At 72.9% G+C, this 22671-nt stretch carries 16 protein-coding genes and 4 tRNA genes; 11 read left to right on the plus strand and 9 right to left on the minus strand.

Annotation, left to right across the window (positions count from 1 at the left end; translation table 11 throughout):
• The first annotated feature begins 675 nt into the window (after nt 1-675).
• The 3 genes from PIR53_13415 to PIR53_13425 all read left to right on the plus strand — a co-directional run bounded on the left by PIR53_13415 (nt 676) and on the right by PIR53_13425 (nt 6752).
• A complete protein-coding gene (locus PIR53_13415) occupies nt 676-4794 on the plus strand; it encodes a family 78 glycoside hydrolase catalytic domain (GenBank protein WZH51017.1) in 4119 nt (1372 codons plus the stop codon).
• Between the two features lie 310 nt (nt 4795-5104).
• Nucleotides 5105-6309 (plus strand): IS3 family transposase gene (locus PIR53_13420; GenBank protein ID WZH51018.1). Its coding sequence is split into 2 segments (ribosomal slippage): nt 5105-5389 and nt 5392-6309, totalling 1203 coding nucleotides; the frame shifts between segments, so codons are not numbered across the junction.
• A 104-nt stretch (nt 6310-6413) separates the two neighbouring features.
• Nucleotides 6414-6752: a site-specific integrase gene (locus PIR53_13425; GenBank protein ID WZH51019.1), complete on the plus strand. Its 339-nt coding sequence runs from the start codon at nt 6414-6416 to the stop codon at nt 6750-6752.
• A 95-nt stretch (nt 6753-6847) separates the two neighbouring features.
• Here PIR53_13425 and PIR53_13430 read toward each other — a convergent pair.
• Nucleotides 6848-6920 (minus strand) — tRNA-Lys (locus PIR53_13430).
• A gap of 42 nt (nt 6921-6962) precedes the next feature.
• Nucleotides 6963-8027, minus strand: a complete 1065-nt coding sequence (locus PIR53_13435) for a hypothetical protein (GenBank protein WZH51020.1) — start codon at nt 8025-8027, stop codon at nt 6963-6965.
• A 212-nt stretch (nt 8028-8239) separates the two neighbouring features.
• Here PIR53_13435 and PIR53_13440 point away from each other — a divergent pair, with 212 nt between their 5' ends.
• Complete coding sequence (locus tag PIR53_13440; GenBank protein ID WZH51021.1) at nt 8240-9847, plus strand: hypothetical protein; 1608 nt, start codon at nt 8240-8242, stop codon at nt 9845-9847.
• Here the strand turns inward: PIR53_13440 and PIR53_13445 are convergent.
• Nucleotides 9810-11099 (minus strand): YibE/F family protein, encoded by a 1290-nt coding sequence (locus PIR53_13445; GenBank protein WZH51022.1) that lies wholly within the window; start codon nt 11097-11099, stop codon nt 9810-9812. The two genes, PIR53_13440 and PIR53_13445, sit on opposite strands and share 38 nt — an antisense overlap.
• On the minus strand, nt 11096-12559 hold the full coding sequence (locus PIR53_13450) for an FAD-dependent oxidoreductase (protein ID WZH51023.1): 1464 nt from the start codon (nt 12557-12559) through the stop codon (nt 11096-11098). Before PIR53_13450 ends, PIR53_13445 begins: the two co-directional genes overlap by 4 nt.
• A 179-nt stretch (nt 12560-12738) precedes the next feature.
• Here PIR53_13450 and PIR53_13455 point away from each other — a divergent pair, with 179 nt between their 5' ends.
• Complete coding sequence (locus PIR53_13455; protein WZH51024.1) at nt 12739-13680, plus strand: ATP-binding protein; 942 nt, start codon at nt 12739-12741, stop codon at nt 13678-13680.
• A 19-nt stretch (nt 13681-13699) separates the two neighbouring features.
• On the opposite strand, the gene PIR53_13460 is transcribed toward PIR53_13455, so the two are convergent.
• From PIR53_13460 to PIR53_13470, 3 genes are all read right to left on the minus strand, one after another.
• On the minus strand, nt 13700-14056 hold the full coding sequence (locus PIR53_13460) for a metallopeptidase family protein (GenBank protein WZH51025.1): 357 nt from the start codon (nt 14054-14056) through the stop codon (nt 13700-13702).
• A gap of 83 nt (nt 14057-14139) precedes the next feature.
• A tRNA-Asp gene (locus PIR53_13465) sits at nt 14140-14213 on the minus strand.
• A gap of 89 nt (nt 14214-14302) precedes the next feature.
• A tRNA-Glu gene (locus PIR53_13470) sits at nt 14303-14375 on the minus strand.
• Between the two features lie 132 nt (nt 14376-14507).
• On the opposite strand from PIR53_13470, the gene PIR53_13475 reads away from it, so the two are divergent.
• A tRNA-Phe gene (locus PIR53_13475) sits at nt 14508-14581 on the plus strand.
• Nucleotides 14582-14659: 78 nt separating this feature from the next.
• On the opposite strand, the gene PIR53_13480 is transcribed toward PIR53_13475, so the two are convergent.
• Nucleotides 14660-15601, minus strand: coding sequence for an SDR family oxidoreductase (locus PIR53_13480; protein ID WZH51026.1), 942 nt, complete (start codon nt 15599-15601; stop codon nt 14660-14662).
• 169 nt (nt 15602-15770) lie between these two features.
• Between PIR53_13480 and PIR53_13485 the strand changes: the two genes are divergently transcribed.
• Entirely contained in the window at nt 15771-16610 is an 840-nt protein-coding gene (locus PIR53_13485; protein ID WZH51027.1) for a helix-turn-helix transcriptional regulator, read from the plus strand.
• 24 nt (nt 16611-16634) lie between these two features.
• Here the strand turns inward: PIR53_13485 and PIR53_13490 are convergent, their stop codons facing one another.
• Nucleotides 16635-17114: a MarR family transcriptional regulator gene (locus tag PIR53_13490; protein WZH51028.1), complete on the minus strand. Its 480-nt coding sequence runs from the start codon at nt 17112-17114 to the stop codon at nt 16635-16637.
• Nucleotides 17115-17203: 89 nt separating this feature from the next.
• Between PIR53_13490 and PIR53_13495 the strand changes: the two genes are divergently transcribed.
• The 4 genes from PIR53_13495 (at nt 17204) to PIR53_13510 (ending at nt 22670) form a co-directional block, all read left to right on the plus strand.
• Nucleotides 17204-20278: an efflux RND transporter permease subunit gene (locus tag PIR53_13495; protein WZH51029.1), complete on the plus strand. Its 3075-nt coding sequence runs from the start codon at nt 17204-17206 to the stop codon at nt 20276-20278.
• Nucleotides 20279-20389: 111 nt separating this feature from the next.
• The gene (locus PIR53_13500; GenBank protein ID WZH51030.1) at nt 20390-21325 is read left to right on the plus strand and encodes an NADP-dependent oxidoreductase; all 936 of its coding nucleotides are present in this window, start codon (nt 20390-20392) and stop codon (nt 21323-21325) included.
• Between the two features lies 1 nt (nt 21326).
• Nucleotides 21327-21830: a DUF664 domain-containing protein gene (locus tag PIR53_13505; protein ID WZH51031.1), complete on the plus strand. Its 504-nt coding sequence runs from the start codon at nt 21327-21329 to the stop codon at nt 21828-21830.
• Between the two features lie 3 nt (nt 21831-21833).
• Nucleotides 21834-22670, plus strand: a complete 837-nt coding sequence (locus PIR53_13510; GenBank protein ID WZH51032.1) for a hypothetical protein — start codon at nt 21834-21836, stop codon at nt 22668-22670.
• Nucleotide 22671 lies beyond the last annotated feature (1 nt).

Consider the following 22671-nt stretch of genomic DNA (forward strand, 5'->3'; position numbering starts at 1 on the left):
CTGAACCAGCGGAGTGGTTTCCGCAAGACTCACCGGAGACCATCATCGGGTCACGCACGGTCACTCCAGCGCATGTATCTGCAGGTCAGCGGCCTGCTCACTGCTCATCACGCCTCATCACGCGTCACCCAAGGTCATCCTGAAAACGTCGGGAAAACGTTGGATGGCTGACCCAAAACGTTGGATAGACGTTGGACCAGGTTCGCGACGCCGAACCAACGAACGCGTCTACTACCCCTTGAGGTCAGCACTCGCGCCGAGCCCAGTTGAGCCGCACCGAGCACGTGGCGCCGGTTGCGGTCCGCGATCAGCGGAGACCCCGCTGGCTTGCGAATGTCGGGGCACGCCGCCCGCCCGGCTATCGCCCACGACCGATGCCCTCGTCGCCCAGGAACACTGCGCTGCTCGCCGGGCTCGTGAACTGCGGCAATGACCTCCTCGCAGGCCAGCACGTCGGGTGGACGCGCCCGCACCCTAACGGCCCCTGCTGAGTCGGGAGAGGGGATGAGCGTGCACGGATTCGGGACTGGCATTGCCCTCTAGCGGCCCAGACGAGCGGAGCCGGACGCATCAACGCCGTGGCGCTTGCACTCCGCAACTTTCATTGACGCGCCGTGACGCGCATCACTAGGGTCGAGGCCGTTCGTCTATTAAATCGTTTCAATAGGAGCAGCCGTGCCCCCTTCGTCACGTCAGCGCGTCCGCGTGCGCAGCCTGCTGGCCCGGGCGGTGAGCGCCGGCCTCGTGGTGGGCGTCGTCGCCGCAGGGGCCGCGACCACTGCCGGCGCCTCCGGCGCGACACCCGTCGCCGCGCCGGTGACCGCCACGGAGCCGCTTGCGACCGCACCGTTGTCGTTGTCCGTCAACGGGTTGCCCGCGCCGGTCGACGTCGAGGGCACTCCTGCGTTCGGTTGGCACGTGCCGTCAGCGCGTCAGACGGCGTACGAGCTCGTGGTCGCGACGAGCGCCGCCGCGGCTGCGGCAGGTCAGGGTGACGTGTGGAGCAGCGGGCGGGTGACCTCGGACCAGCAGACGGGCATCGCCTACGGCGGTCCCGCCCTGGCCGCCGAGCAGCGCTACTTCTGGGCCGTGCGGACCGTCGACGCAGCCGGTGCGGCCTCGACCTGGTCCGCACCGGCGTCCTTCGGCACCGGCCCCACCTGGGACGGCTCGGCGCCGATCTGGGCGGCGTCGCCCGCGGACTCGTGGCGCGACTACACGATCGCCGCGCGAGTGCGCGTCGACGAGGTCGCCACGGGCGTCACGTTCCGTGCCGTCGACCCGAGCAACTCGTTGATGTGGCAGTTCCGCGCGGACACCAACCGACTCGTCCCGCACACGCAGGTGCGAGGCACCTACACGGCGCTGCCGGCCGTCGACCTGCCGGCCGGGGCGGTGCGCGTCGGGGAGTTCTTCGACCTGCGCATCGAGGTCGTCGGGGCGCAGGTGCGCACCTACGTCGGCGACGCTCTGGTCCACCAGTACTCCGTGACCGCCTCACCCCAGGACGCCCGCGGCGTGGTCGGCGTGCGCAACGGACGGTCGGAGTCCGCGACGTACGACTCCCTCCGGGTCACCGCGGCCGACGGGACGGTGCTCGCCGCCACCGGCTTCGACACCGGCGACCGCACCTTCGGCTGCGCGACGGCAGCCGGCGGGAGCCTGACGGTGCCGCGAGGAGCGGTGTGCCTGCTGAACGGCGTGTCGGCCGACTGGGCGATGCTGCGCGGCGCCGTCGACCTGCCGGGCAAGGAGGTCGCGTGGGCGACCCTGTCGGCGACCGCGAGCGACCCGCGGCCCGCGAAGCAGTACGTCCACAAGCTCTACCTCAACGGTGAGTTCGTCGGCCTGGGACCCACCCAGCCCGTCGGTGGCGAGACCCGGTACGACGGCTTCGACGTGACGGACCTCGTCGTGCCGGGCCAGGAGAACGTCGTGGGCGCGGTGGCCTACGCGACCTCCGGCCAGCAGTTCCAGGCGGAGCTCGTCGTCGCCTACACCGACGGCACGCGGACCAGCTTCGGCACGAGCCCGGAGACGTGGGAGGCCCGGACGGCCTCCGACGTGTGGCCGGCGGCGGGCAGCATCGGGACCAGCTACTTCACGGCACCCAAGGAGAACCTCGACCTGCGGGCCTACCCGGAGGGCTGGGACGAGCCCGGGTACGACGCCTCGGCGTGGCCGGCGGCCACGGAGCGCCCGGCGCTCACGAACCTCGCCGCGACCCCCACCGACAAGGTGAAGGAGCAGCTCCGTGCGCCCGTGCGCATCGTGGAGAAGGCCCCCGGTCACTACTTCGTCGACTTCGGGCGCGCCTGGATCGGCGGTGTGCGCTACGACGTGGCCGGCGGCACCGACGGCGCCAGGGTCGACCTGCGGTTCGGCGAGATCACCTCGAGCACCGACACCGTCCGCTACCAGCTCAACACCGGCAACACCTATCAGGACGTCGTGACCCTGCGCGACGGCCAGCAGACCGTGGAGACGTGGGGTGCCCGTGTCTTCCGCTACGTCGAGATCATCGGGGCGCCGGAACCGGTGACGACCGAGAACCTGAGCGCCCTCGCCCTGGTCTACCCGTTCGACGCCGACGCGTCCCGCTTCGCGTCGTCCGACGACAACCTGAACCAGGTCTACGCGCTGTCGAAGAACACCATCGAGGCGACCAACCTCAACTTCTACACCGACTCGTGGACGCGGGAGCGCACCAACTACGAGGCCGACGCCTACCTGCAGCAGATGTCGACCCTCTACCTGATGGACGACCTGTCGCTGGGCCGCTACTCGATGGACTACTTCCGCGGCAACCGCACGTGGCCCACGGAGTGGCCGATCTACGTCGCGCTCGCCGTGCACGACGCATGGCGCCAGACGGGCGACCTGACCCAGCCCGCGGCGTACTACGACAACCTGAAGGAGAAGATGCCGGACGAGTGGATCGACCCCTCGACCGGTCTCATCGGCAAGGACTTCCGGGCCAACGGCTGCAACAGCCAGACCGACTGCGACATCGTCGACTGGCCCGCCAGCGAGCGTGACGGCTACCAGTTCCGGCACTACAACACGGTCCTCAACGCGCTGACCTACCGCGCGTGGACGGACATGGCCGCGATGGCCACTGCCCTGGGACGTGCAGAGGACGCGGCCACCTACGGCCAGCGGGCCGCTCGCCTGCGGGCCTCGATGAACGAGCTCCTGCTCGACGAGGCGACGGGGCGGTACGACGACGGGATGGACGCGTCGTACCAGCTCTCGGGCCACCAGGCCCTGCACGCCTCGGCGTTCGCGCTGGCGTTCGGCGTCCCCGAGGACGACCAGCGGGACCGTGTCGCCGCGGCCGTGGCCGAGCGCGGGATGGCGTGCAGCGTCTACTGCGCCGGCTTCCTCGTGCCGGGTCTCTTCGACGGCGGCGAGGACCAGGCGGCGATCGACCTGCTCACCGGCGAGGGCACGCGCAGCTGGATGAACATGATCCGCCTGGGTGCGGGCGCCACGGCCGAGGCCTGGGACCCCTCGCTGAAGCCCAACCTGACCTACTCCCACCCGTGGGCGGCGTCCCCGGCGTTCAGCGTCCCGGCCGGGCTCTTCGGCATCGAGCCGCTCACCCCCGGCTACGCGACGTTCGCCGTGCGGCCGCGGCCGGGCGACCTCGCCTGGGGCACGATCGCGACCCCGACCGTCCGCGGCAGCGTGGGTGTCGGCTTCGACCGCGACACCGACGACGCGTCGCTGCGGCTCGCCGTGTCGGTGCCGGGCAACACGTCGGCGACGGTCAGCCTGCCGACGGAGGCGACGACGCCGCAGACGGTGTACGTCGACGGCTCGCCGCGCACGGTCGCTCCGGTCGACGGCGCGCTGCCGGTCACGAGGCTCGGCCGGGGCTGCCACGTGCTGTCCACGGAGGCCGAGGCGCTGGGCACGGAGAACGACGCTCGGTTGCTCGGCGTGTGCGAGGAAGCGCCGGCCGAGGGCCTGGCCATCGAGGCCGTCGTCGAGCCCGTCGGGATCGACGGCTGGCTCGGCGCCGACGCGACCGTGACCCTGGCGACCACGGGCGACCCGGGCGTCGGCGGGACCGTGGTCGAGCACGCCCTCGGTGACGCCGGATGGACCACCTACACGGAGCCGTTCACCCTGCCCGAGGGTGCAACCACGCTGCGCTACCGGTGGCGCGACGGCGACGTGGTGCTCGCACAGGGGTCGCGCGACGTCGTGGTCGACCGGGGTGCGCCGACCGTGACACCCAGCCTCGGCGCGGGCCGCACCCTGCAGGTGGAGTCCGCGGACCCGCTGTCCGGCGTCGCGACGGTCGAGTACCGCCGCGGCGACGGGGAATGGCAGCCCTGGACCGGTCCGGTGGCGCTGGGCGATGCCGCCGTCTCCGTCACGGTGCGGGCCACCGACAAGGCGGGCAACGCGGCCACCCAGGTGCTCGACGTGCCGCGGTACGTCCCCCCGCCCGGCCGGTACGGCGTGGGGTCGCGCATCACGCCCCAGCCCCTGGCCGCCTTCGCCAAGCTGGGGACGGCCAAGCCGATCACCGTCTACTACAAGGGCGAGGACGGCGCGGACGTGGGCGGCACGGTCTACGTGACGATCCGTCGCTCGGGCACCTCGCAGCTCGTCGCCACCGCGCACACCTACCGTGCCGGCACGACGCAGGTCGCCACGCCGCGCCTCCCGAACGTCAAGGGCCGCTACGAGGTCACGATCACCTTCGTGCCGAGCAACGAGGCCTACCGGGCGACGACGCGCCGGTTCTCGGTCTGGGCCACCCCCAGCGGCCGGCCGTAGTCTCGCGCGGCCGACAGGCCGGGGCCGGTGCGGGCGTCAGCTCGCATCGGCCCCGTGCTCGCCGTGGCAGTACGGGCGGCCCTCTCGACCCGCAGTGGAGGGGCCGATACCCGCAGGGGGACTCTCACCGCCCTACAGATCGCCTATCGCCTCACCGCAAGGCGGGTGGGACATCGAACACCACGCCTAGGTGTACCCGGTCAGGACGTTGGTAGCGGCGAGCCTGGCTGAACGAAGGAGGGGGTCTGCTGCACTGATCGGTGACATCTGATCTGCGTCGATGTGTGTCGGCGCTGGAAGGATGTACACCATGCCGAAGGCGTTCCCCAAGGAGTTCCGCGAGGACGTGATCCGGGTCTTCAAGGACTCGGACTCATCCATTGCCCAGGCCGCGAAGGACTTCGGGATCTCGCCGTCGTGCCTCAAGCGGTGGCTCATGATCGATGATCGGAACTCGACGAGCCCGTCGCCGGCCGCTCAGGCTGCGAACGAGTCCGATGCGCTGCGTGAGGCGAACAGGCGGATCAAGCTGCTGGAGCAGGAGAACGAGGTCCTGCGCCGTGCGGCCGCCTACCTGTCGCAGGCCAACCTGCCGGGAAAATGATGTACCCGCTCGTCCGCGAGCTGGCTGCCGACGGGATCCCCGTCGCGGTGACGTGCCGGGTGCTGAAGCTCGCCCGCCAGCCCTACTACCGCTGGCTCCGGTGCCCGGTCACCGATGCCGAGCTCACTGCCGCCTATCGGGCCAACGCGCTGTTCGACGCACACCGCGACGACCCGGAGTTCGGCTACCGGTTCCTCCTCGACGAAGCCAGGGACGCAGGACAGCCGATGGCCGAACGGACCGCGTGGAGGATCTGCTCCGACCTCGGCTGGTGGTCCGCGTTCGGGAAGAAGCGCGGGCGCCACGGCAAGAAGCCCGGGCCGCCGGTCCACGATGACCTCTGCGCCGTCCTCGACGAACACGGCGTGACCCGCCACGAATTCACCGCCAACGGCCCGAACCAGCTGTGGCTCTCCAACATCACCGAGCACTGGACGCGCGAAGGCAAGCTCTACCTCTGCGCGATCAAGGACGTCTACTCGAACCGGATCATGGGCTACTCCATCGACTCACGGATGAAGTCCCGCATCGCTGTCGCTGCGCTCGACAACGCCGTTGCCCACCGCAACGCCGAAGGCGCGGATGTGGCCGGTTGTGTCCTGCATACCGATCGCGGGTCGCAGTTCCGCAGCCGAAAGCTGGTCCACGCGCTCAACCGTCACGACATGGTCGGATCGATGGGCCGCGTCGGCGCGGCCGGCGACAACGCGGCCATGGAGAGCTTTTTCGCGCTACTGCAGAAGAACGTCCTGGACCGCCGCACGTGGGCCAGGCAGGAAGAGCTGCGGATCGCGATCGTGACCTGGATCGAGAAGACCTACCACCGCCGCCGAAGGCAGGCTGCTCTCGGCCGATTGACCCCGGTCGAATACGAGCTGATCATGCTTCCAACCGCCACCCAGGCGGCCTAACCCAACTGTCACCGGACGGTGCAGCAGACCCTGACGTCGATCTCGACGACCCGCAGGGACCTCGCGTCCACGTCCGCGGCACCAAGACCGACAACGCCGACCGAGTGCTACCGCTGCCTCCGTGGCTCGCTGACCGCCTGCGTTGCCGCGGCCACCGGTTCGGCACCCGCGGGCTGGTCTTCGGCGTCACCCGCTACCCCTCGAAGCTCGGCCAGCCGCGCGACAAGCGCAACGTCACCCGCACCATCACCACCCGCATGAAGACCGCAGGGATGCCCTGGGCAACGTCCCACACCTTCCGACGGACCGTCGCCACCTGGATGGACGAGGCCGGAGCACCCTTGGCCGAGATCGCCAACCAGCTGGGCCACGCCAATGTGAGCGTTACCGCCTCGTACCTTGGCCGACGTGCAGCGCCGAGCCGAGCCGCCGACATCCTCTGAGCGCACCTCGCGGCCCAAACCGTTGGATAAACGTTGGATCCGCTCCAACCACCAGAGTGCTCGATTGCGTCCCCGCAGGTCAGACGTGGTTCCCGTAGGCCACCAGGGACTCGAACCCTGAACCAGCGGATTAAAAGTCCGATGCTCTGCCCATTGAGCTAGTGGCCCTCGACGGCCGCCACCACGAGGCGCCCGTCGCCCGCCATCCTCTCAAGACGCGACGCGCGCCGCGACGCTCGGGTCCACCGCCTCGAGCACCCGCCGGGTCGCCACGACGAGCGCCGACGCGGCGAAGGTGTCCGCGCCCGCGCGCTGCCGCTCGCGCACGGCCTCGGCGAAGCGCGCGACGGTGGCGTCGGCCGCGCCGTACGCGGGTTCGCGGTCCTCCCCCACCGCGCGCAGCACCGCGGCGACGGCGACGAACGCGTCGGCCGCCGCAGGGCGGAGCAGCGGACCGAGGGCGACCTCGTCGCGCTCGGCGTGCTCGTCGCGGGCGAGGGTCCGCAGGATCTCCTCCACCTCGTAGGACAGCCACCCGAGCGCCCGTCCCTGCGTGACCGTCGACCGCGCGGAGTCCTGCCAGCGCCGAGCGCGCCAGTTCGCCCGCTGTGCCTCGGCGGCACGGGCCACCAGGCTCTCGAGCGAGCGGGTGGGGGTGGCGAGGTCCCGCGCCCGGGCCTCCCACTCGGAGGGCCGCGGCAGCGACTCCTGGCGCAGCCCGTCGGCGAGGTCGTCGAGCTGGTCCGCCAGCAGCGCCCGCAGCTCGGCCTGCGCCGCGTCGGCCGTGGCGAGCGGCAGGGAGGGCAGCAGCACGTTGACCAGCACGCCGACCGCGGCGCCGACGGCGGTGAGGCCGAGGTACCCCAGGACGTAGCCCCCGGGGTCGCCACCACCGATGAGCAGCACGAACAGCGCCGACACCGGCACCCACGAGGCCATCGCCCCGAGCCGTCCCCACCACGAGAGCAGGCTGCCGAGCGCCACCACCGCGGCGATCCCGGCGAGCGTCGGCACGGAGGTCATCGTCACCGCTACGGCGAGCGCCGCACCCAGCCCGATCGCGACCGCCGACTGCACGGCAGTACGGACCGAGTGCACCGTCGTCGTCGACACGGTGACGACCGCGCCGAGCGGCGCGTAGTAGGCGTAGTGCGACGCCACCCCACCCCACGGGACGACGGCGAGGTAGGCGAGCACGGCGGCGACCGCTGCCTTCGCCGCGACGGCGGGCGCGGGGTGCAGCGCGAGGTCGGCGAGCGGGCGTGGCAGGGGCACGGGTGCGCCAGTACCCACCGACGACGAGGACCCGCGCCGACGGGGGAGGCGACGCGGGTCCGGAATCGAGGGGTGGTGGCCGAGTCTCGGGTCTCGGCCACCACCCGCGGTCCAGTGTGGCACCGGGGTGGTGAGCCGTCCCGCGAATCCCGACAACGCGTCGCTCGGGGATTCGATCGCGCGGCAACCCGCTGACCACGTAGTTTCTGCCCATGAGCAATCCACAGGACGGCGGGGACCGGCCCACCGACCTCCGGAGCCGGTGGCTCGAGATGCGGGAGCGGCGCGCGGCCAGCCGCAGTGGAGCGCCCGAGCAGCCGGTCGCCCCCGCCGCCGTGGAGAGCACCGAGGCGCCTGCGCCCACCCCGGCGTACGACGCCGCCGACGCGCCCGTCGACCCCGAGGCCGCAGCGGTCGAGCCCGTCGAACCGAAGCCCGAGGCCGTCGAGCCCGAGCCCGTCGAGCCCGAGCCCGAGCCGGCGCCGCAGCACGCCGCGGCCGCCTCGGTGCTCGCGGCGTTCCGCGCCACCGACGACGCACGCAGCACCCCGACCGAACCGACGGACGAGGAGCACCACGAGCACGACCAGGACGTGCTGACCGCGAGCGGCCCCCTGCCGTCGCTGCCGCCGTCACCGTCCCCCGACCCGGTCGAGCCGCGCGAGCAGCAGGACGACGACCCGTCCGACGAGCCGTACCGCTGGGATCCCCTCGACCCCCTCACCGGCCCGATCGAGCTCGTCGGTCTCGACGACGACAGTCCCCTCGGACGGGACGACCCGGAGCCGGAGCCCGAACCGGAGCCCGAGCCCGAGCCCGAACCGGAGCCCGACCACGAACCGCAGGCGGACCCTCAGCCTCTCGCTCGTCCCGTCGCCGCGCCCGCGCCGGTCGTCACCCAGAACTCCGCCGCCGCGTCGGTGCTCGCGGCGCTGCGGCCGGAGCCGGAGCCCGAACCGGAACCGGAACCGGAACCGGAACCGGAACCGGAACCGGAACCGGAACCGCAGCCTGCGCCCGCCACAGTCGACCTCTACCCCGGCCGGGCCGCGGACCCCGACAACCCGCCGCTCCCGCCGGAGGACACGGCGGGCCGCCACGTCAGCACGGCCCCGCCGCCCAGCACCTCCCACGACATCGCCCAGTCGGTCGTCGCGGCGTTCCGGCGTCCCGAGCCGGAGACCGAGCCCGAGCCGGCACCCGAGGCGGAGCCGGAGGAAGCCAGCTCGACAGCGGCCGCGTCACCCCTCGTGGCGGCGGCGCGACGCGTCGAGGAGGAGCGCGCCGCGGCAGCCGCGCGTGAGGAGGCCGCGCGCGCCGAGGCCGCAGCGGCAGCGGAACCGGTGGGGCGGCGTACCCGCGACGAGGCCTCCCGGCCCGCCGAGGAGCGCACCCCGCTCCGGGTCGAGTTCGCGTCGCCGCGGACGGGCCAGGTCACGGCGACCCTGCTGATCGTGGCCGGACTGCTCGTGACGGCGGGGATGGCGTGGGTCGCCTACGACACCCGCGACGTCGCCGACGCCGCGCTCGCGGGCGTCGCCGGCGTGCTGACCCTCGTGGTGTGGGCGGTGCGCGCCGGCTCCGCGCCGACCACCGTGGTCATCGACCGCGGCGTCCTCCACATCACCCGCGCCACGAGCACGTCGTCGTTCGACCTCACCAACGTGCAGCTCGACGTGGAGGAGCACGGCACCCCCGGTCAGCGGAACTGGCGCCTGCAGATCCACCGCCGCAGCCTCGGGCCGGTCACCATCGACCGCTCGATGGTGGACCCGGTGGCGTTCATGCAGGCGGTACGTCGCTACCGGCGCGACCTCTGAGCGCACGCTTCCCGGCGGCGGGCGGGGCTCCCGGTGGGGCCACCGTCGCCGCGGCGATCGCCGTCGTGATGGGGACGCTCGCCACCAGTCCGATGGCCGAGGCCAGGGTGCGCACGACCTCCTCGCTCAGCATGTCGGAGGAGAGCACGTCGGCGATCGGGCGGTCGTAGAGCGAGAGCAGCAGCAGCACGCCCAGCGCCGTGCCCGCGTAGGCGAACACGATCGTGTAGATCGTCGAGGCGATGTGGTCGCGCCCGATCCGCATGCCGCGCGAGAAGATCTCGCGGCGGGTCATGTCGGGGGCGGCCGACCGCAGCTCCCAGACCGCGGAGGCCTGGGTGATGGTGACGTCGTTGAGCACGCCCAGACCGGCGATGATGATGCCGGCCGACAGCAGCGCCTTGAAGTTGAGCTGGTCGGCGTAGAGCTGGAGGAACTCGCCGTTCTCGTCGCTCATGCCGGACAGCCGCGCCGCGCCGACCGCCCAGACGCCGAGCAGCGCGGTGACGCTGATGCCCAGGAGCGTCCCCGCGAGGGCCGCGCTGGTGCGCAGCGAGGGTCCGTGCGCCAGGTAGAGGACGACGTACATGATGACGATCGAGCCGACCACCGCGACCCCGATGCCGCTCTCCCCCGCCAGCAGCCCGGGGATCATGAACCCCCAGAGCACGACGGCGGCGAAGCCGAGGCCGATGAGCGCCAGGATGCCGCGCACGCGGGCGATGACCGCGACGACCACCACGAAGAGGATCGTCATGGCCAGGAGGGGCGCGTCGCGGTGGGGGTGGGAGAAGCCGTAGACCGTCTCCGGCTGGCCCTCGACCGGCGGGACGCGCATGAGCACGACCTCGTCGCCGGCCCGCAGACCGGAGCGCACGACGGACGCCTCCGTCTGCACGCGGGTCTCGTCACCCTCCTCCGGGCCCTCGCTCAGCCGCGCGACGAGGGTGTTGCAGTTCTCGGGGAAGGCCTGGTCGGAGCCGCCCTCGGGCTCGGGCAGACCCGGGCCGACCGCGATGACCGGGCACGCGTCCTCGACTCGCACGACCTCGGCGTCGACGAAGGTGACGCCCTCCGCGGCGTACTGGACGTCGTCGACGGCGTCGGCGTCCGACGGCCAGAGGGCGACGAGGCCCGACAGGGTGCCGACGAGCACCACGGCGAGGAACCCCAGGAGCAGCACCACGGCCCGCCGGTCGGTGCGCACCGCGCCGACCGACGGGCCGTGCCCGTGCCCGTGTCCGTGGCTCACCCGACGGCGACGCCGCGCTCGCCCGCGTCGGTGAGACGGGACTCCTCCGCGGCCTGCTTCTCCAGCTCGGTACGACGCGCCTCGAGCGCCTCCTCGGCCTTCGAGTCGTCGCGGGTCACCAGGTCGCGGGCGCCGCCCTCGAGCCGCGCGAGCGCCCGACGGGCGAAGACCTGCTGCTCGGTCATGGTGCGCTCCGAGCGGTCGCGACCGACGAAGGAGACGAACCAGCGCAGCAGCGCGGTGACGCGGTTCTTGAACCCGGTGAGGTACATCAGGTGCACGGCGAGCCAGGACAGCCAGGCGATGATGCCGCTGATGCGGATCTTGTTGCCCACCATCATGACCGCGCGGAAGCGGCCGATGACGGCCATCGAGCCCTTGTCGAAGTACTTGAACGGCTTCTGGGGGGCCTTGCCCTGCAGCCGGCCCTGGATCTCCTTGGCCGCGTACTTCGCACCCTGGATCGCCACCTGGGCGACGCCCGGCAGGTTGTTGAGGCTGATCATGTCGCCGACGACGAAGACCTCCGGGTAGCCCGGGAGGGTGAGGTCGGGGTTGACGCCGATCCGGCCGGCGCGGTCGAGCGGGGCGCCGCTCTGCTCCGCCAGCGTCTTGCCGAGCGAGTTCGCCTGCACACCGGCGGCCCAGATCATCGCCGTGGAGTTGATGCGCTCCGTCGAGCCGTCCTTGTACTTGACGTCGAGCCCGTCCTGGTCGACGGACGTGACCATCGCGCCCAGCTTGACCTCGACGCCCAGCTTCTCCAGCGACGCCTTGGCCGAGGCGCCCAGCTTCTCGCCGAACGGCGGCAGCACCTGCGGGGCGGCGTCGACCAGCACGACGCGGGCCTTCTCGGTGTTGATGTGGCGGAAGTCGGTGCGCAGCGTGCGGTGGGCGAGCTCGGCGATCTGCCCGGCCATCTCGACGCCCGTCGGGCCGGCGCCGACCACGACGAAGGTGAGCAGGTCCTGCACCTTCTCGCCGCGCGCGGCGGCGATCTCGGCCAGCTCGAACGCGCCGAAGATGCGGCCGCGCAGCTCGAGGGCGTCGTCGATGCTCTTCATGCCCGGCGCGAACTCGGCGAAGTGGTCGTTGCCGAAGTAGCTCTGGCCCGCGCCCGCCGCCACGATGAGCGAGTCGTAGGGCGTGAGGGTCTCGAGGCCCAGCACGTGGGACGTCACGATCCGGTTCTCGAGGTCGATGTCGGTGACCTCGCCCAGCAGGACGGTGGCGTTCTTCTGCTTCGCCAGCACCTCGCGGGTCGGGGGCGCGATCTCGCCCTGCGACAGGATGCCGGTCGCCACCTGGTAGAGCAGCGGCTGGAACAGGTGGTGGGTCGTCTTGGCCACCATCGTGACGTCGACCGGCGCCTTGCGCAGGGCCTTCGTGCCGAAGAGCCCTCCGAAGCCGGAACCGATCACCACGACCTTGTGTCGATCCGAGCTGCTCTGCTGGTTCATGAACCCACCCTTCCTCGCCGATGTGTGGGGCCGGTGACCATTCTTCTCCTACCTACGACACAAAGCACATCGAGCGCGGTGGTTTCGACCACATCGCCCCGGGGAAGCAGGCGCGAGATGACCGAACCCCCGCGTCCTGCTCGGGCTGACGCGCGCTTGTGACGACGAAGGTTGGCGTGATGCCGCAGAGCCGAGAGGCCGTCCGACTCGAGCCCGGCCCGACCTGCGTCCAGCAGGCTCGGCGCTGGGCCGCGGCGGTGTGCCACGACATGGGCCGCGAGGACCTGCTCGACGCCGCCGAGCTGGGTGTCTCCGAGCTCGTCACCAACGCGCTCCTCCACGCCACCGAGCCCATCACCGTGCGCGTGCGGGGCACCCGGGCCCACCCGCGCTTCGAGGTGGCGGACGGTTCGCGCGTGCCGCCGAGCCTCACCGCACCGGCGTCGGACCCGGGGGACGAGGACGACGAGTTCGGCTTCCTGCTGACGGTCGGGCGCGGGCTGGGGCTCGTGGCGATGAACTCCGCCGCCTGGGGCGCCGACATCGTCCCCGAGGGCAAGGTCGTCTGGTTCGAGCCGGTGCCGGAACCGCGGCTCGACGCCGACCTCGAGGGCGAGGTCTTCGACATCACCCTCACCACCGGCGACATCGAGCGGGTGCCGACCGTGTTCGTGCGGCTGCGCGGGATGCCGCTGCTGCCCTACCGCGACTTCCGCCGGCACTACGGCGACCTGCGGCGCGAGGTGCGCCTGCTCTCGCTGGCCCACCAGGACGACTACCCGCTCGCCCACGAGCTCTCCCGGGTCTTCGACCTGTTCGAGAACCACATCGACCACGCGGGGATCGCCGGCAGCGTCGAGGCGGGCCTCGCCGCGGGCCGCGTCACCGGCGACTTCCTGCTGACGGTGGGCCAGCCCGCCGCCGATCTGTCCCACCAGATGCGGGACCTCCTCGACCTCGCCGACGCCTTCTGCCGCACGCAGCGGCTCCTGTCCCTCGCGCGGTCCGAGCCGCAGCGGGAGTTCCAACGGTGGCTCCTCGGCGAGATCTCGGCCCAGTCCGCCGGGGCGGCGCCCACACCCTGGGTCGAGGCGCGCGACCAGTCCTCGCACGCGAGCTGACCCGGCTCGCCCGCGGGGCTCAGCCCCAGCCGAGGTCGTGCAGCGCGGCGTCGTCGATCCCGAAGTGGTGGGCGATCTCGTGGACGACGGTGATCCGCACCTCGTCCTCGAGCTCCTCCAGGTCCTCGCACATCGCGAGCAGCGGCTTGCGGAAGACGAAGATCCGGTCGGGCAGCACCCCGCCGTAGTCGAACCCGCGCTCGGTGAGGGCCACCCCGTCGTACAGGCCCAGCAGGTCGGCGGGCTCCCCCTCCGGTGGCTCCTCCTCGACGAGCACGACGAGGTTGTCCACGAGCGCGGCGAGCTCGTCGGGGATGCCGTCGAGCGCGCGGTCGACGAGCTGCTCGAAGGCGGGACGGTCGAGGTCGACGGGCATGGGCCCATCCTCGCGGGTGACCGGGAACGGGCCGGAAATGACCACCGCCCCGGATCTCGATGAGATCCGGGGCGGTGGGTCGGCGACCCCGACGGGACTCGAACCCGCGGCCTCCGCCGTGACAGGGCGGCGCGCTAACCAACTGCGCTACGGGGCCTTGCTCAACCCCTGCGGTGCAGGAGCCGGTGAACCATAACGCACAGTCGCTCCCGATTCACAATCGAGCTCCACCGGCCTGGTTCGTCGCACCCCCAACCGGATTCGAACCGGCGCTACCGCCGTGAAAGGGCGGGGTCCTAGGCCGCTAGACGATGGGGGCCGGACGCGCGCACCAGCATAGGGCGGGGCTCGGAGCGCCGCCAACGAACCCCTCGGGCACGCGCCCGACGTCCACCGACGACGAGATCCGATTCGTGAGGTGCCGCGGGCTGCGGTATGGTCTACCCCGCTCGGGCAGGTAGCTCAGTTGGTACGAGCGATCGCCTGAAAAGTGATAGGTCGGCGGTTCGACCCCGCCCCTGCCCACGAGCACGAAGGCCCCGCGAGATCCTCGCGGGGCCTTCGCCTTTGCGGGGGTCGGCTCCCCCGCCGTACGCCGCGGGGTCAGTCCGCCGGGAGCTCGACGCCCGCGAGGCGCAGCGACTCGGTCCACGCCCGGGCGGCGTCGGTCTCCGAGCGCAGCGGCCCGTAGAGCGGCCGCTCCGCCGGTGCGCCGGTGAGGCCGCCGAGACGACGTGGCCCGTAGAAGCGCCCGCCCGCGTCACCGGGGGCGGTGGCCGCGAGCAGGGCCGGCAGCGCGGCGGACTCGGGGGTGCCGACGATGCCGACCCTCGACAGCCTCCGGATCAACCGGACCTCCCGGGTCTCGTCGTCGCGGCCCATCTCGGGGCGTGCGGCGAGGAGGCTCGTCGGGGCCACCCCGGGGTGGGCCAGGTTGCTCGTGATGCCCCACCCGTGGGCGCGACTGCGCCGGTCGAGCTCGAGCGCGAACAGGCCCTGGATCACCTTGGACGAGCCGTAGGCCGCCATCGCGTCGTAGGACCGCTCCCAGTCGAGGTCCTCCCAGTGCACGCTCCCGCGCCGCGCGACGATGCTGGTCTGCGACGTCACCCGCGCCCGACCCGCCCGCAGCAGCGGCAGCAGGTGGGCGACGAGGGCGACGTGACCGAGGTGGTTCGTGCCGAGCTGCAGCTCGTGGCCGTCGGCGGTGGTGCGGCGCTCGGGCGGCGTCATCACCCCCGCGTTGTTGAGCAGCACGTGCACGGGCCGCCCGTCGTCCCTGAGCGTCGTCGCGAACGCCTCGACCGATGCGAGCGAGGCGAGGTCGAGCGACCCGAGCGTCACCGCGGCACCGGGGTGCTCCGACCTGATCGCGGCGACCGCCGTCTCGCCCTTGGCGGGGTTGCGCACGCCCAGCACCAGGTCGGCGCCCGCACCGGCGAGGCGCCGGGCGAGGACGAGCCCGATCCCGTCGCTGCCGCCGGTCAGGACCACCCGACGGCCGGTGAGGTCGGGGACGGTCAGGTGGGGGGTCGAGCGGGTCATGGCGCCTCCTGGCGATCGGTGTCGCGCTCCACCCTGCTCCCCCGCGTCGACCGGCGGCAGGGCCCGCCGATCCCCCCCTTCGGCCCCTCCCGCGCCGTACGGGGGGATCGATGGTCCGTGGCACCGGGGCACCCGGGCGCGGTAGGAAGGGCGCGGAGAGGAGGCCACCGTGGTCGATCGAGCCGGACTGGCCGACTTCCTGCGCCGGCGCAGGGAGTCGCTGCAGCCCGAGGACGTGGGGCTGCCGCGCGGGCCGCGGCGGCGCGCCTCCGGCCTGCGGCGCGAGGAGGTCGCGGCGCTCTGCCACATGTCGACGGACTACTACACGCGCCTCGAGCAGCAGCGCGGCCCGCGGCCGTCCGAGCAGATGGCCGCCGCGCTCGCCCAGGGGCTGCACCTCACCCTCGCCGAGCGCGACCACCTGTTCCGCCTGCTCGGCCACCGCCCGCCGCCACGCGGGGCGAGCAGCGAGCACCTGTCGCCCGGCCTGCTCCGCATCTTCGACCGCCTCGCGGACACCCCGGCGGAGATCGTCACCGAGCTCGGGGACACGCTGCGGCAGACCCCGCTGTCCGTCGCCCTCACCGGACCGACCGCCCACCTGACGGGTCCGGAGCGCAGCCGCGGCTACCGGTGGTTCGTCGACCCGGCGAGCCGCGACCGCCACGCGCCCGAGGAGCACGCGTTCCTCTCCCGGCTCTACGCGTCGGGCCTGCGCGCCGTCGTCGGCCTCCGCGGTCCGGGCTCGCGCGCCGCAGCGCTCACGGACCTCCTGCTCGAGCGCAGCGCCGAGTTCCGCGAGCTGTGGGACGCCCACGAGGTCGGCCTCGAGCCGCACGAGCTCAAGTGCTACCAGCACCCGACCGTCGGCCGGATCGAGGTGCACTGCCAGACGCTGCTCGATCCCGACCAGTCGCACCGGCTCATGGTCTACACCGCCGAGCCCGGGTCGGAGAGCCACGAGAAGCTCGAGCTGCTCGCGGTGCTGGGCGCCGCCGCGGACGCCTGAGCTCCCCCGCCGTACGACGGCGGGTCACCCGCCGTCGACGGGCGGGTCCTGCACCTCTCGGACGTCCCGGACCTCCCGGGCGGCGCGCTCGATGCCGGCCAGCCCCACCCGCAGGGCGGCGAGCTCGGCGTCCTCGAGCCGCACGAGCAGCTCGCGGCGGTGCTGCATCTGGAGCCGGGCGACCTGGTCGAGCGCGGCCTCGCCGGCGTCGGTGGCCCGCAGGTGACGCACCCGGCGGTCGTCGGGAGCCGGCTCCTGCCGGAGCAGCCCGTGGTCGACCAGCCGACCGACGAGACCGGAGACCGTCGCCGCGCTCACCCCCAGCGCGGTCGCGACGTCGTGGGCCGACAGCGGCGCGCGGTAGACGGCCAGCATCAGCACCTTGAGCTGCTGCAGGGTGAGCTCGCTGGCGACGAGGGCGTCGACGCGCACGTCGGTGAAGAGGTCCTGGATCCGCACGAGGGTCGCCTCGACGGCGTCGACATCTCGTTCGCGCTCGTTCACCGGACCAGCCTATGGTTAGCGCAAGGCTAACTGTCTCGTCGCGCCCCCTCCGCGGCTCTCCCGTTCCGACACCCCAGGAGCAGAACCCCGTGGGCCGACTCGCGTCCTTCTCCCTGCGCAACCGCGCACTCGTCGCCCTGACGACCCTCTTCGTGGCGGTCTTCGGCGTCATCTCGATGGGCTCGCTCAAGCAGGAGCTCATCCCCAACCTCCAGTTCCCCGCCGTCGGCGTGGTGCTGCCCTACGCCGGCGCCTCCCCCGAGGCGGTCGAGCAGGAGGTCACCATCCCCGTCGAGGCGGCGCTCTCCGGCGTCGACGGCCTCGAGGAGCTCGACTCCACCTCGTCGAGCGGCTCGTCGCTGGTGCTGGTGCTCCTCGAGTACGGCACCGACCTCGACCGCGCCCAGCAGCAGGTCGAGAGCGCCGTGTCGAGCCTCGACACCCTGCCCGACACGGTCGACCCCGTGGTCTTCGCCGGCGACTTCGACCAGTTCCCGGTGGTGCAGCTCGCCGTCACCTCCGACGCCGACCCGGCCGTGCTCGCCGAGCGCCTCGAGCGCATCGCGCAGCCCGAGCTGGAGGACGTCGAGGGCGTGCGCCAGGTGCAGGTCACCGGCGCCCCGACCGACCGGGTCGAGATCACGCCGACCCCCGCGGCGACCGCCGAGGGGGTCACCGGCGCCGAGATCGCCACCGCGCTCCAGACCAACGCCGCGCTCGTGCCCGCCGGCTCCGTCGACGAGGGCGACACCAGCCTGTCCGTGCAGGTGGGGCGCACCCCGGCGACCCTCGAGGAGCTGCAGGCCGTCCCGGTCACGCTCCCCGCGGGCGGCACCGCCCCGCTGGGGACGCTCGCCGAGGTGACGGTCGCGCAGACGGAGGCCACGGCGTACGCGCGCACGAACGGCGAGCCGAGCCTCGCCCTCGCGATCACCAAGACCCCCGACGGCAACACCGTCGACATCTCCCACGCGGTGGCCGACCTGCTCCCGGAGCTCGAGGAGGAGCTGGGCGACGACGCGGAGTTCACCGTCTCGTTCGACCAGGCGCCGTTCATCGAGAAGTCCGTGGAGGACCTCGCCACGGAGGGCGGTCTCGGCCTGCTCTTCGCAGTGGTCGTGATCCTGGTGTTCCTCTTCTCGGTGCGCTCGACGCTGGTCACGGCGATCTCGATCCCGTTGTCGCTGCTCGTCACGCTCATCGGCCTGCGGCTCGGCGACTACACGCTCAACATCCTCACGCTCGGTGCGCTCACGGTCGCGATCGGCCGCGTGGTCGACGACTCGATCGTCGTGATCGAGAACATCAAGCGCCACCTCTCGTACGGCGAGGAGAAGGTCACCGCGATCGTCACCGCCGTGCGGGAGGTCGGCGGCGCGATCACCTCCTCGACCATCGCGACGGCCGCCGTGTTCCTGCCCATCGGCGTGGTCGGCGGCCAGGTCGGCGAGCTGTTCCGGCCGTTCGCCGTGACCGTGGCACTCGCCCTGCTGGCCTCGCTCGTGGTCGCGCTGACGATCATCCCGGTGCTGGCGTTCTGGTTCCTCCGCGCGCCCGCCGGCAGCGTCGACGCCGCAGCGGTGCAGGCGGCCGCCGAGGAGAAGGAGGAGCGTGCCTGGCTGCGCCGCGCCTACGACCCGGCCGTCCGCTGGGTCGTGCGTCGCCCGTGGGCCACGGTGCTCGCGGCCGTGGTGGTGCTGGTCGCCACGCTGGGGCTGTCGCCGTTCATCGGGACGAACTTCCTCGGCAGCAGCGGCCAGAACACCCTGACCATCACCCAGGACCTCGAGCCCGGCGCCTCCCTCGCCCGTCGTGACGAGGCCGCCCGGCAGGCGGAGGACGTGCTGGTCGGGGCCGACGCCGTCGAGACCGTGCAGACCGCGGTCGGCTCGACCGACCCGGCGGCCGCGGCCTTCGGCGGGGGCGCAGGCGGCAACACGTTCGCCGTCACCCTCGACGAGGACGCCGACGCCGACGCCGTCGCGGACCGGCTCACCCGCGACCTCGAGGACGTCGACGGCGACGTCACCGTCACGGCCGGGGACGCCGGCTTCGGCTCCGCGCTCGAGGTCGTCGTCACCGCGACGGACCAGTCCCGGCTCGAGGAGGCGGCCGAGCTCGTCACCGCCGAGCTGCAGGACGTCGACGGCATCGGCCAGGTCACCTCCGACGCCGCCCCGGCCCAGCCGGTGCTGTCGGTGCAGCCGCGCCCCGAGGCGGAGGCCGCCGGCCTCACCGCCGCAGCGCTCGGCCAGGTGCTCGCCCAGGCCCTGGTGCAGCCGCCGATCGGTCAGGTGAGCATCGACGGCCAGCAGCTCGACGTCGCCCTCGTGGCCGGCGTGAAGCCGACCTCGATCGCGCAGCTCGAGCAGCTGCCCGTCGCGCCCGGCACCACCCTGGGCCAGGTCGCGGAGATCACCGAGGAGCAGGTGGCGACGGCCATCACGCGCGCCGACGGCGAGCGGACGATCACCATCACGGGCGAGCCCGACGCCGACGACCTCGGCTCCGTGACCGCTGCCGTGCAGCAGGTGATCGACGACCTCGACCTGCCCGAGGGCACCGAGGTGTCGCTCGGCGGCGTCTCCGAGGACCAGGCGGAGGCGTTCGCACAGCTCGGCCTCGCGCTGCTCATCGCGATCGCGATCGTCTACGTCGTCATGGTCGGCACGTTCCGCTCGCTCGTGCAGCCGCTCATCCTGCTGGTGTCGGTGCCGTTCGCCGCCACCGGCGCGATGCTGCTCCTGGCCGTGACGGGGATCCCCCTCGGCGTACCGTCGCTGATCGGCGCGCTCATGCTCATCGGCGTCGTCGTCACCAACGCCATCGTCCTCATCGACCTCGTCAACCAGCGCCGCGAGGCGGGGGCGAGCATCACCGAGGCGCTGGCGGAGGGCGGCGGCAAGCGGGTGCGGCCGATCGTGATGACGGCACTCGCGACGATCCTCGCCCTGACGCCCATGGCGTTCGGCGTGACCGGTGGCAGCGCCTTCATCTCGCAGCCCCTGGCCATCGTGGTGATCGGCGGCCTCCTGTCGTCGACCTTCCTGACGCTGCTGCTCGTGCCGGCGCTCTACCTGCTGGTCGAGCGGCGCAAGGAGCGGAGGGCCGCGAAGCGCGCGCAGAAGCGGGAGGCGCGGGCGCACGCGGCGCCGACCGCCTGACGCCCCTGCACCGGCTCGCGTCGCGGGCTCGTGTCGCGGCGACCGCTTGATCGCCGCGACACGATGGTCGGCGGGGCCCGGGACGCGGGTCCCTGAGACCAGGAGGTGCACGTGCGAGCAGCGGTCTACGACGAGTACGGCGACGCGGGCGTCATCCGGGTGCGCGAGGTCGACGACCCGCCCCTGGGGCCGGACGTCGTGCTGGTGCGCGCCCGCGCGACGAGCGTGAACCCGGTCGACTGGAAGGTCCGCGAGGGCTACCTGCAGGGCGCCTTCCCCCACCACCTGCCGATCGTGCCGGGCTGGGACGTCGCGGGGGTCGTCGCGGCGGTCGGCCCCGCGGTCCGGTCGGGCCTGCGCCCGGGCGACGAGGTCTGGGGCTACGTGCGGCGCGACGACGTCGCCCTCGGCACCGCGGCCCAGCTCGTCGCGGCCCCGGAGCGCACGCTGGCGCGCAAGCCGGAGGGGCTGACCTTCGAGCAGGCCGCCGCCGTGCCCCTGGCCGGTCTCACCGCCTGGCAGCTCGTGGTGGAGGCGCTCGAGGTGGGCGCCGGTGACCGGGTGCTGGTGCACGCCGCCGCCGGTGGCGTCGGCCAGTTCGCCGTGCAGGTCGCGGTCGCTCGCGGCGCGACCGTCATCGGCACCGCGCGGCCCGACAACCACGCCCACCTGCGGGACCTCGGCGTCAGCGAGGTCGTCGACCACACGCAGGGACCGATCAGCGCCCAGCTGTCGGAGCCCGTCGACGCGGTCGTCGACCTCGTCGGGGGCGACGCGCTGGCCGACGCTCCGCAGCAGGTGCGCGACACGGCCCGGGTCGCCTCCGTCGTGGAGGCCGACGCGGTCCTGGAGATGGGTGGGCGCTACGTCTTCGTACGTCCCGAGGCGGCGCACCTCGACGAGCTCCGTGCCCTGGTCGACGCGGGCCGGCTGCGGGTGGACCTCGCCGCGACGTACACGCTCGACGAGCTCGCCGACGCCCACCGCGCCTCGGAGTCGGGCCGCACCCGCGGCAAGATCGCCGTCACGATCCCGCAGGAGGCCTGAGATGACGCCCGCCCAGCTGCTCGAGGACGCCTACGGGCGCGTGCTCGAGAACGCGCTCGCCGCCGTCGACGGGCTCACCGAGGAGCAGCTCGCGACCCGCCCCGGCCCCGACGCGAACTCCATCGCGTGGCTCGTGTGGCACCTCACCCGCGTGCAGGACGACCACGTCGCCGACGTCGCGGGCACGCCCCAGGTGTGGACGACGCAGGGGTACGCCGCGCGCCTCGCCCTCCCCCTGGACGAGTCCGACACGGGCTACGGCCACACGTCCGACGAGGTCGCGGCCGTCCGCGCGAGCGCCGAGGACCTGGCCGCCTACCTGCGGGCGACCCACGAGGCGAGCGTGGTCTACCTGCGCACGGTCACCGCCGACGACCTCGACCGCGTCGTCGACGAGCGCTGGGACCCGCCCGTCACCCTCGGGGTGCGGCTCGTCAGCGTCGCGGACGACGGCGCGCAGCACGCCGGGCAGGCGGGCTACGTCCGCGGGCTCCTGGGTCTCTGAGCAGTGCCGGAGCTGCCCGAGGTCGAGTCCGCGCGCGCCGTGATCGAGCGCGCCGCGCTGGGACGCACCATCGCCGACGTCGACGACACCGACACGTGGGAGTGCCGCCCCCACGCGCCCGGCGAGATCCGCGACGCCCTGCTCGGCCGCTCGCTCGCCGCCGCCCACCGCCGGGGGAAGTCGATGTGGCTCACCACGTCGGGGCGGGACGGGGAGGGCGACAGCGGGCGGGACGAGGGTCCCCACCTCGGCCTGCACCTCGGCATGAGCGGGCGGATCCTCGTGACGGCGCCCGCCGACGACGGCGAGGAGTCCGTGGGCGGCGACTACGCCGGGCGCAACGCGGACCGGCGCAAGGAGGAGTGGTTCCGCTTCACCCTGCGCTTCGAGGACGGCGGGTCGCTGCGGCTGCTCGACCCGCGGCGGCTCGGTCGGGTCCGCCTCGACCCGGACCTGTCGGGGGTCGGCCCCGACGCGGGCGAGATCGGACGGGACGAGTTCCGCACGCGCATCGGCCGCGGCACGGCGCCGCTCAAGGCCCGTCTGCTCGACCAGTCCGCGATCGCCGGCGTCGGCAACCTGCTGGCCGACGAGACGCTGTGGCAGGCGGGGCTCAGCCCCCAGCACCGGGTGGACGACCTCGACGAGCCGCAGCTCGACGAGCTCCGCCGCGTGCTTCGCCGCTGCATCCGCGCCGCGATCCGCCAGGGCGGCGTGCACACCGGCGAGGTGATCCCCCACCGGCGCGCCGACGGCCACTGCCCCCGCTGCGGCGCCGCGATGGTGCGGGGCGAGGTCGGGGGCCGGACCACGTGGTGGTGCCCGGTGGACCAGGTCTGAG

The organism is Nocardioides alkalitolerans, from assembly GCA_038184435.1.
In the GTDB taxonomy this organism is placed as follows: domain Bacteria; phylum Actinomycetota; class Actinomycetes; order Propionibacteriales; family Nocardioidaceae; genus Nocardioides; species Nocardioides alkalitolerans_A.

What these genes read in the sequence shown, in the direction of transcription:
- PIR53_13440 (WZH51021.1), top strand. Translation starts at nt 8,240, where the DNA reads ATGAGCAATCCACAGGACGGCGGGGACCGGCCCACCGACCTCCGGAGC.
- PIR53_13450 (WZH51023.1), bottom strand. Translation starts at nt 12,559, where the DNA reads ATGAACCAGCAGAGCAGCTCGGATCGACACAAGGTCGTGGTGATCGGT.
- PIR53_13455 (WZH51024.1), top strand. Translation starts at nt 12,739, where the DNA reads ATGCCGCAGAGCCGAGAGGCCGTCCGACTCGAGCCCGGCCCGACCTGC.
- PIR53_13460 (WZH51025.1), bottom strand. Translation starts at nt 14,056, where the DNA reads ATGCCCGTCGACCTCGACCGTCCCGCCTTCGAGCAGCTCGTCGACCGC.
- PIR53_13480 (WZH51026.1), bottom strand. Translation starts at nt 15,601, where the DNA reads ATGACCCGCTCGACCCCCCACCTGACCGTCCCCGACCTCACCGGCCGT.
- PIR53_13505 (WZH51031.1), top strand. Translation starts at nt 21,327, where the DNA reads ATGACGCCCGCCCAGCTGCTCGAGGACGCCTACGGGCGCGTGCTCGAG.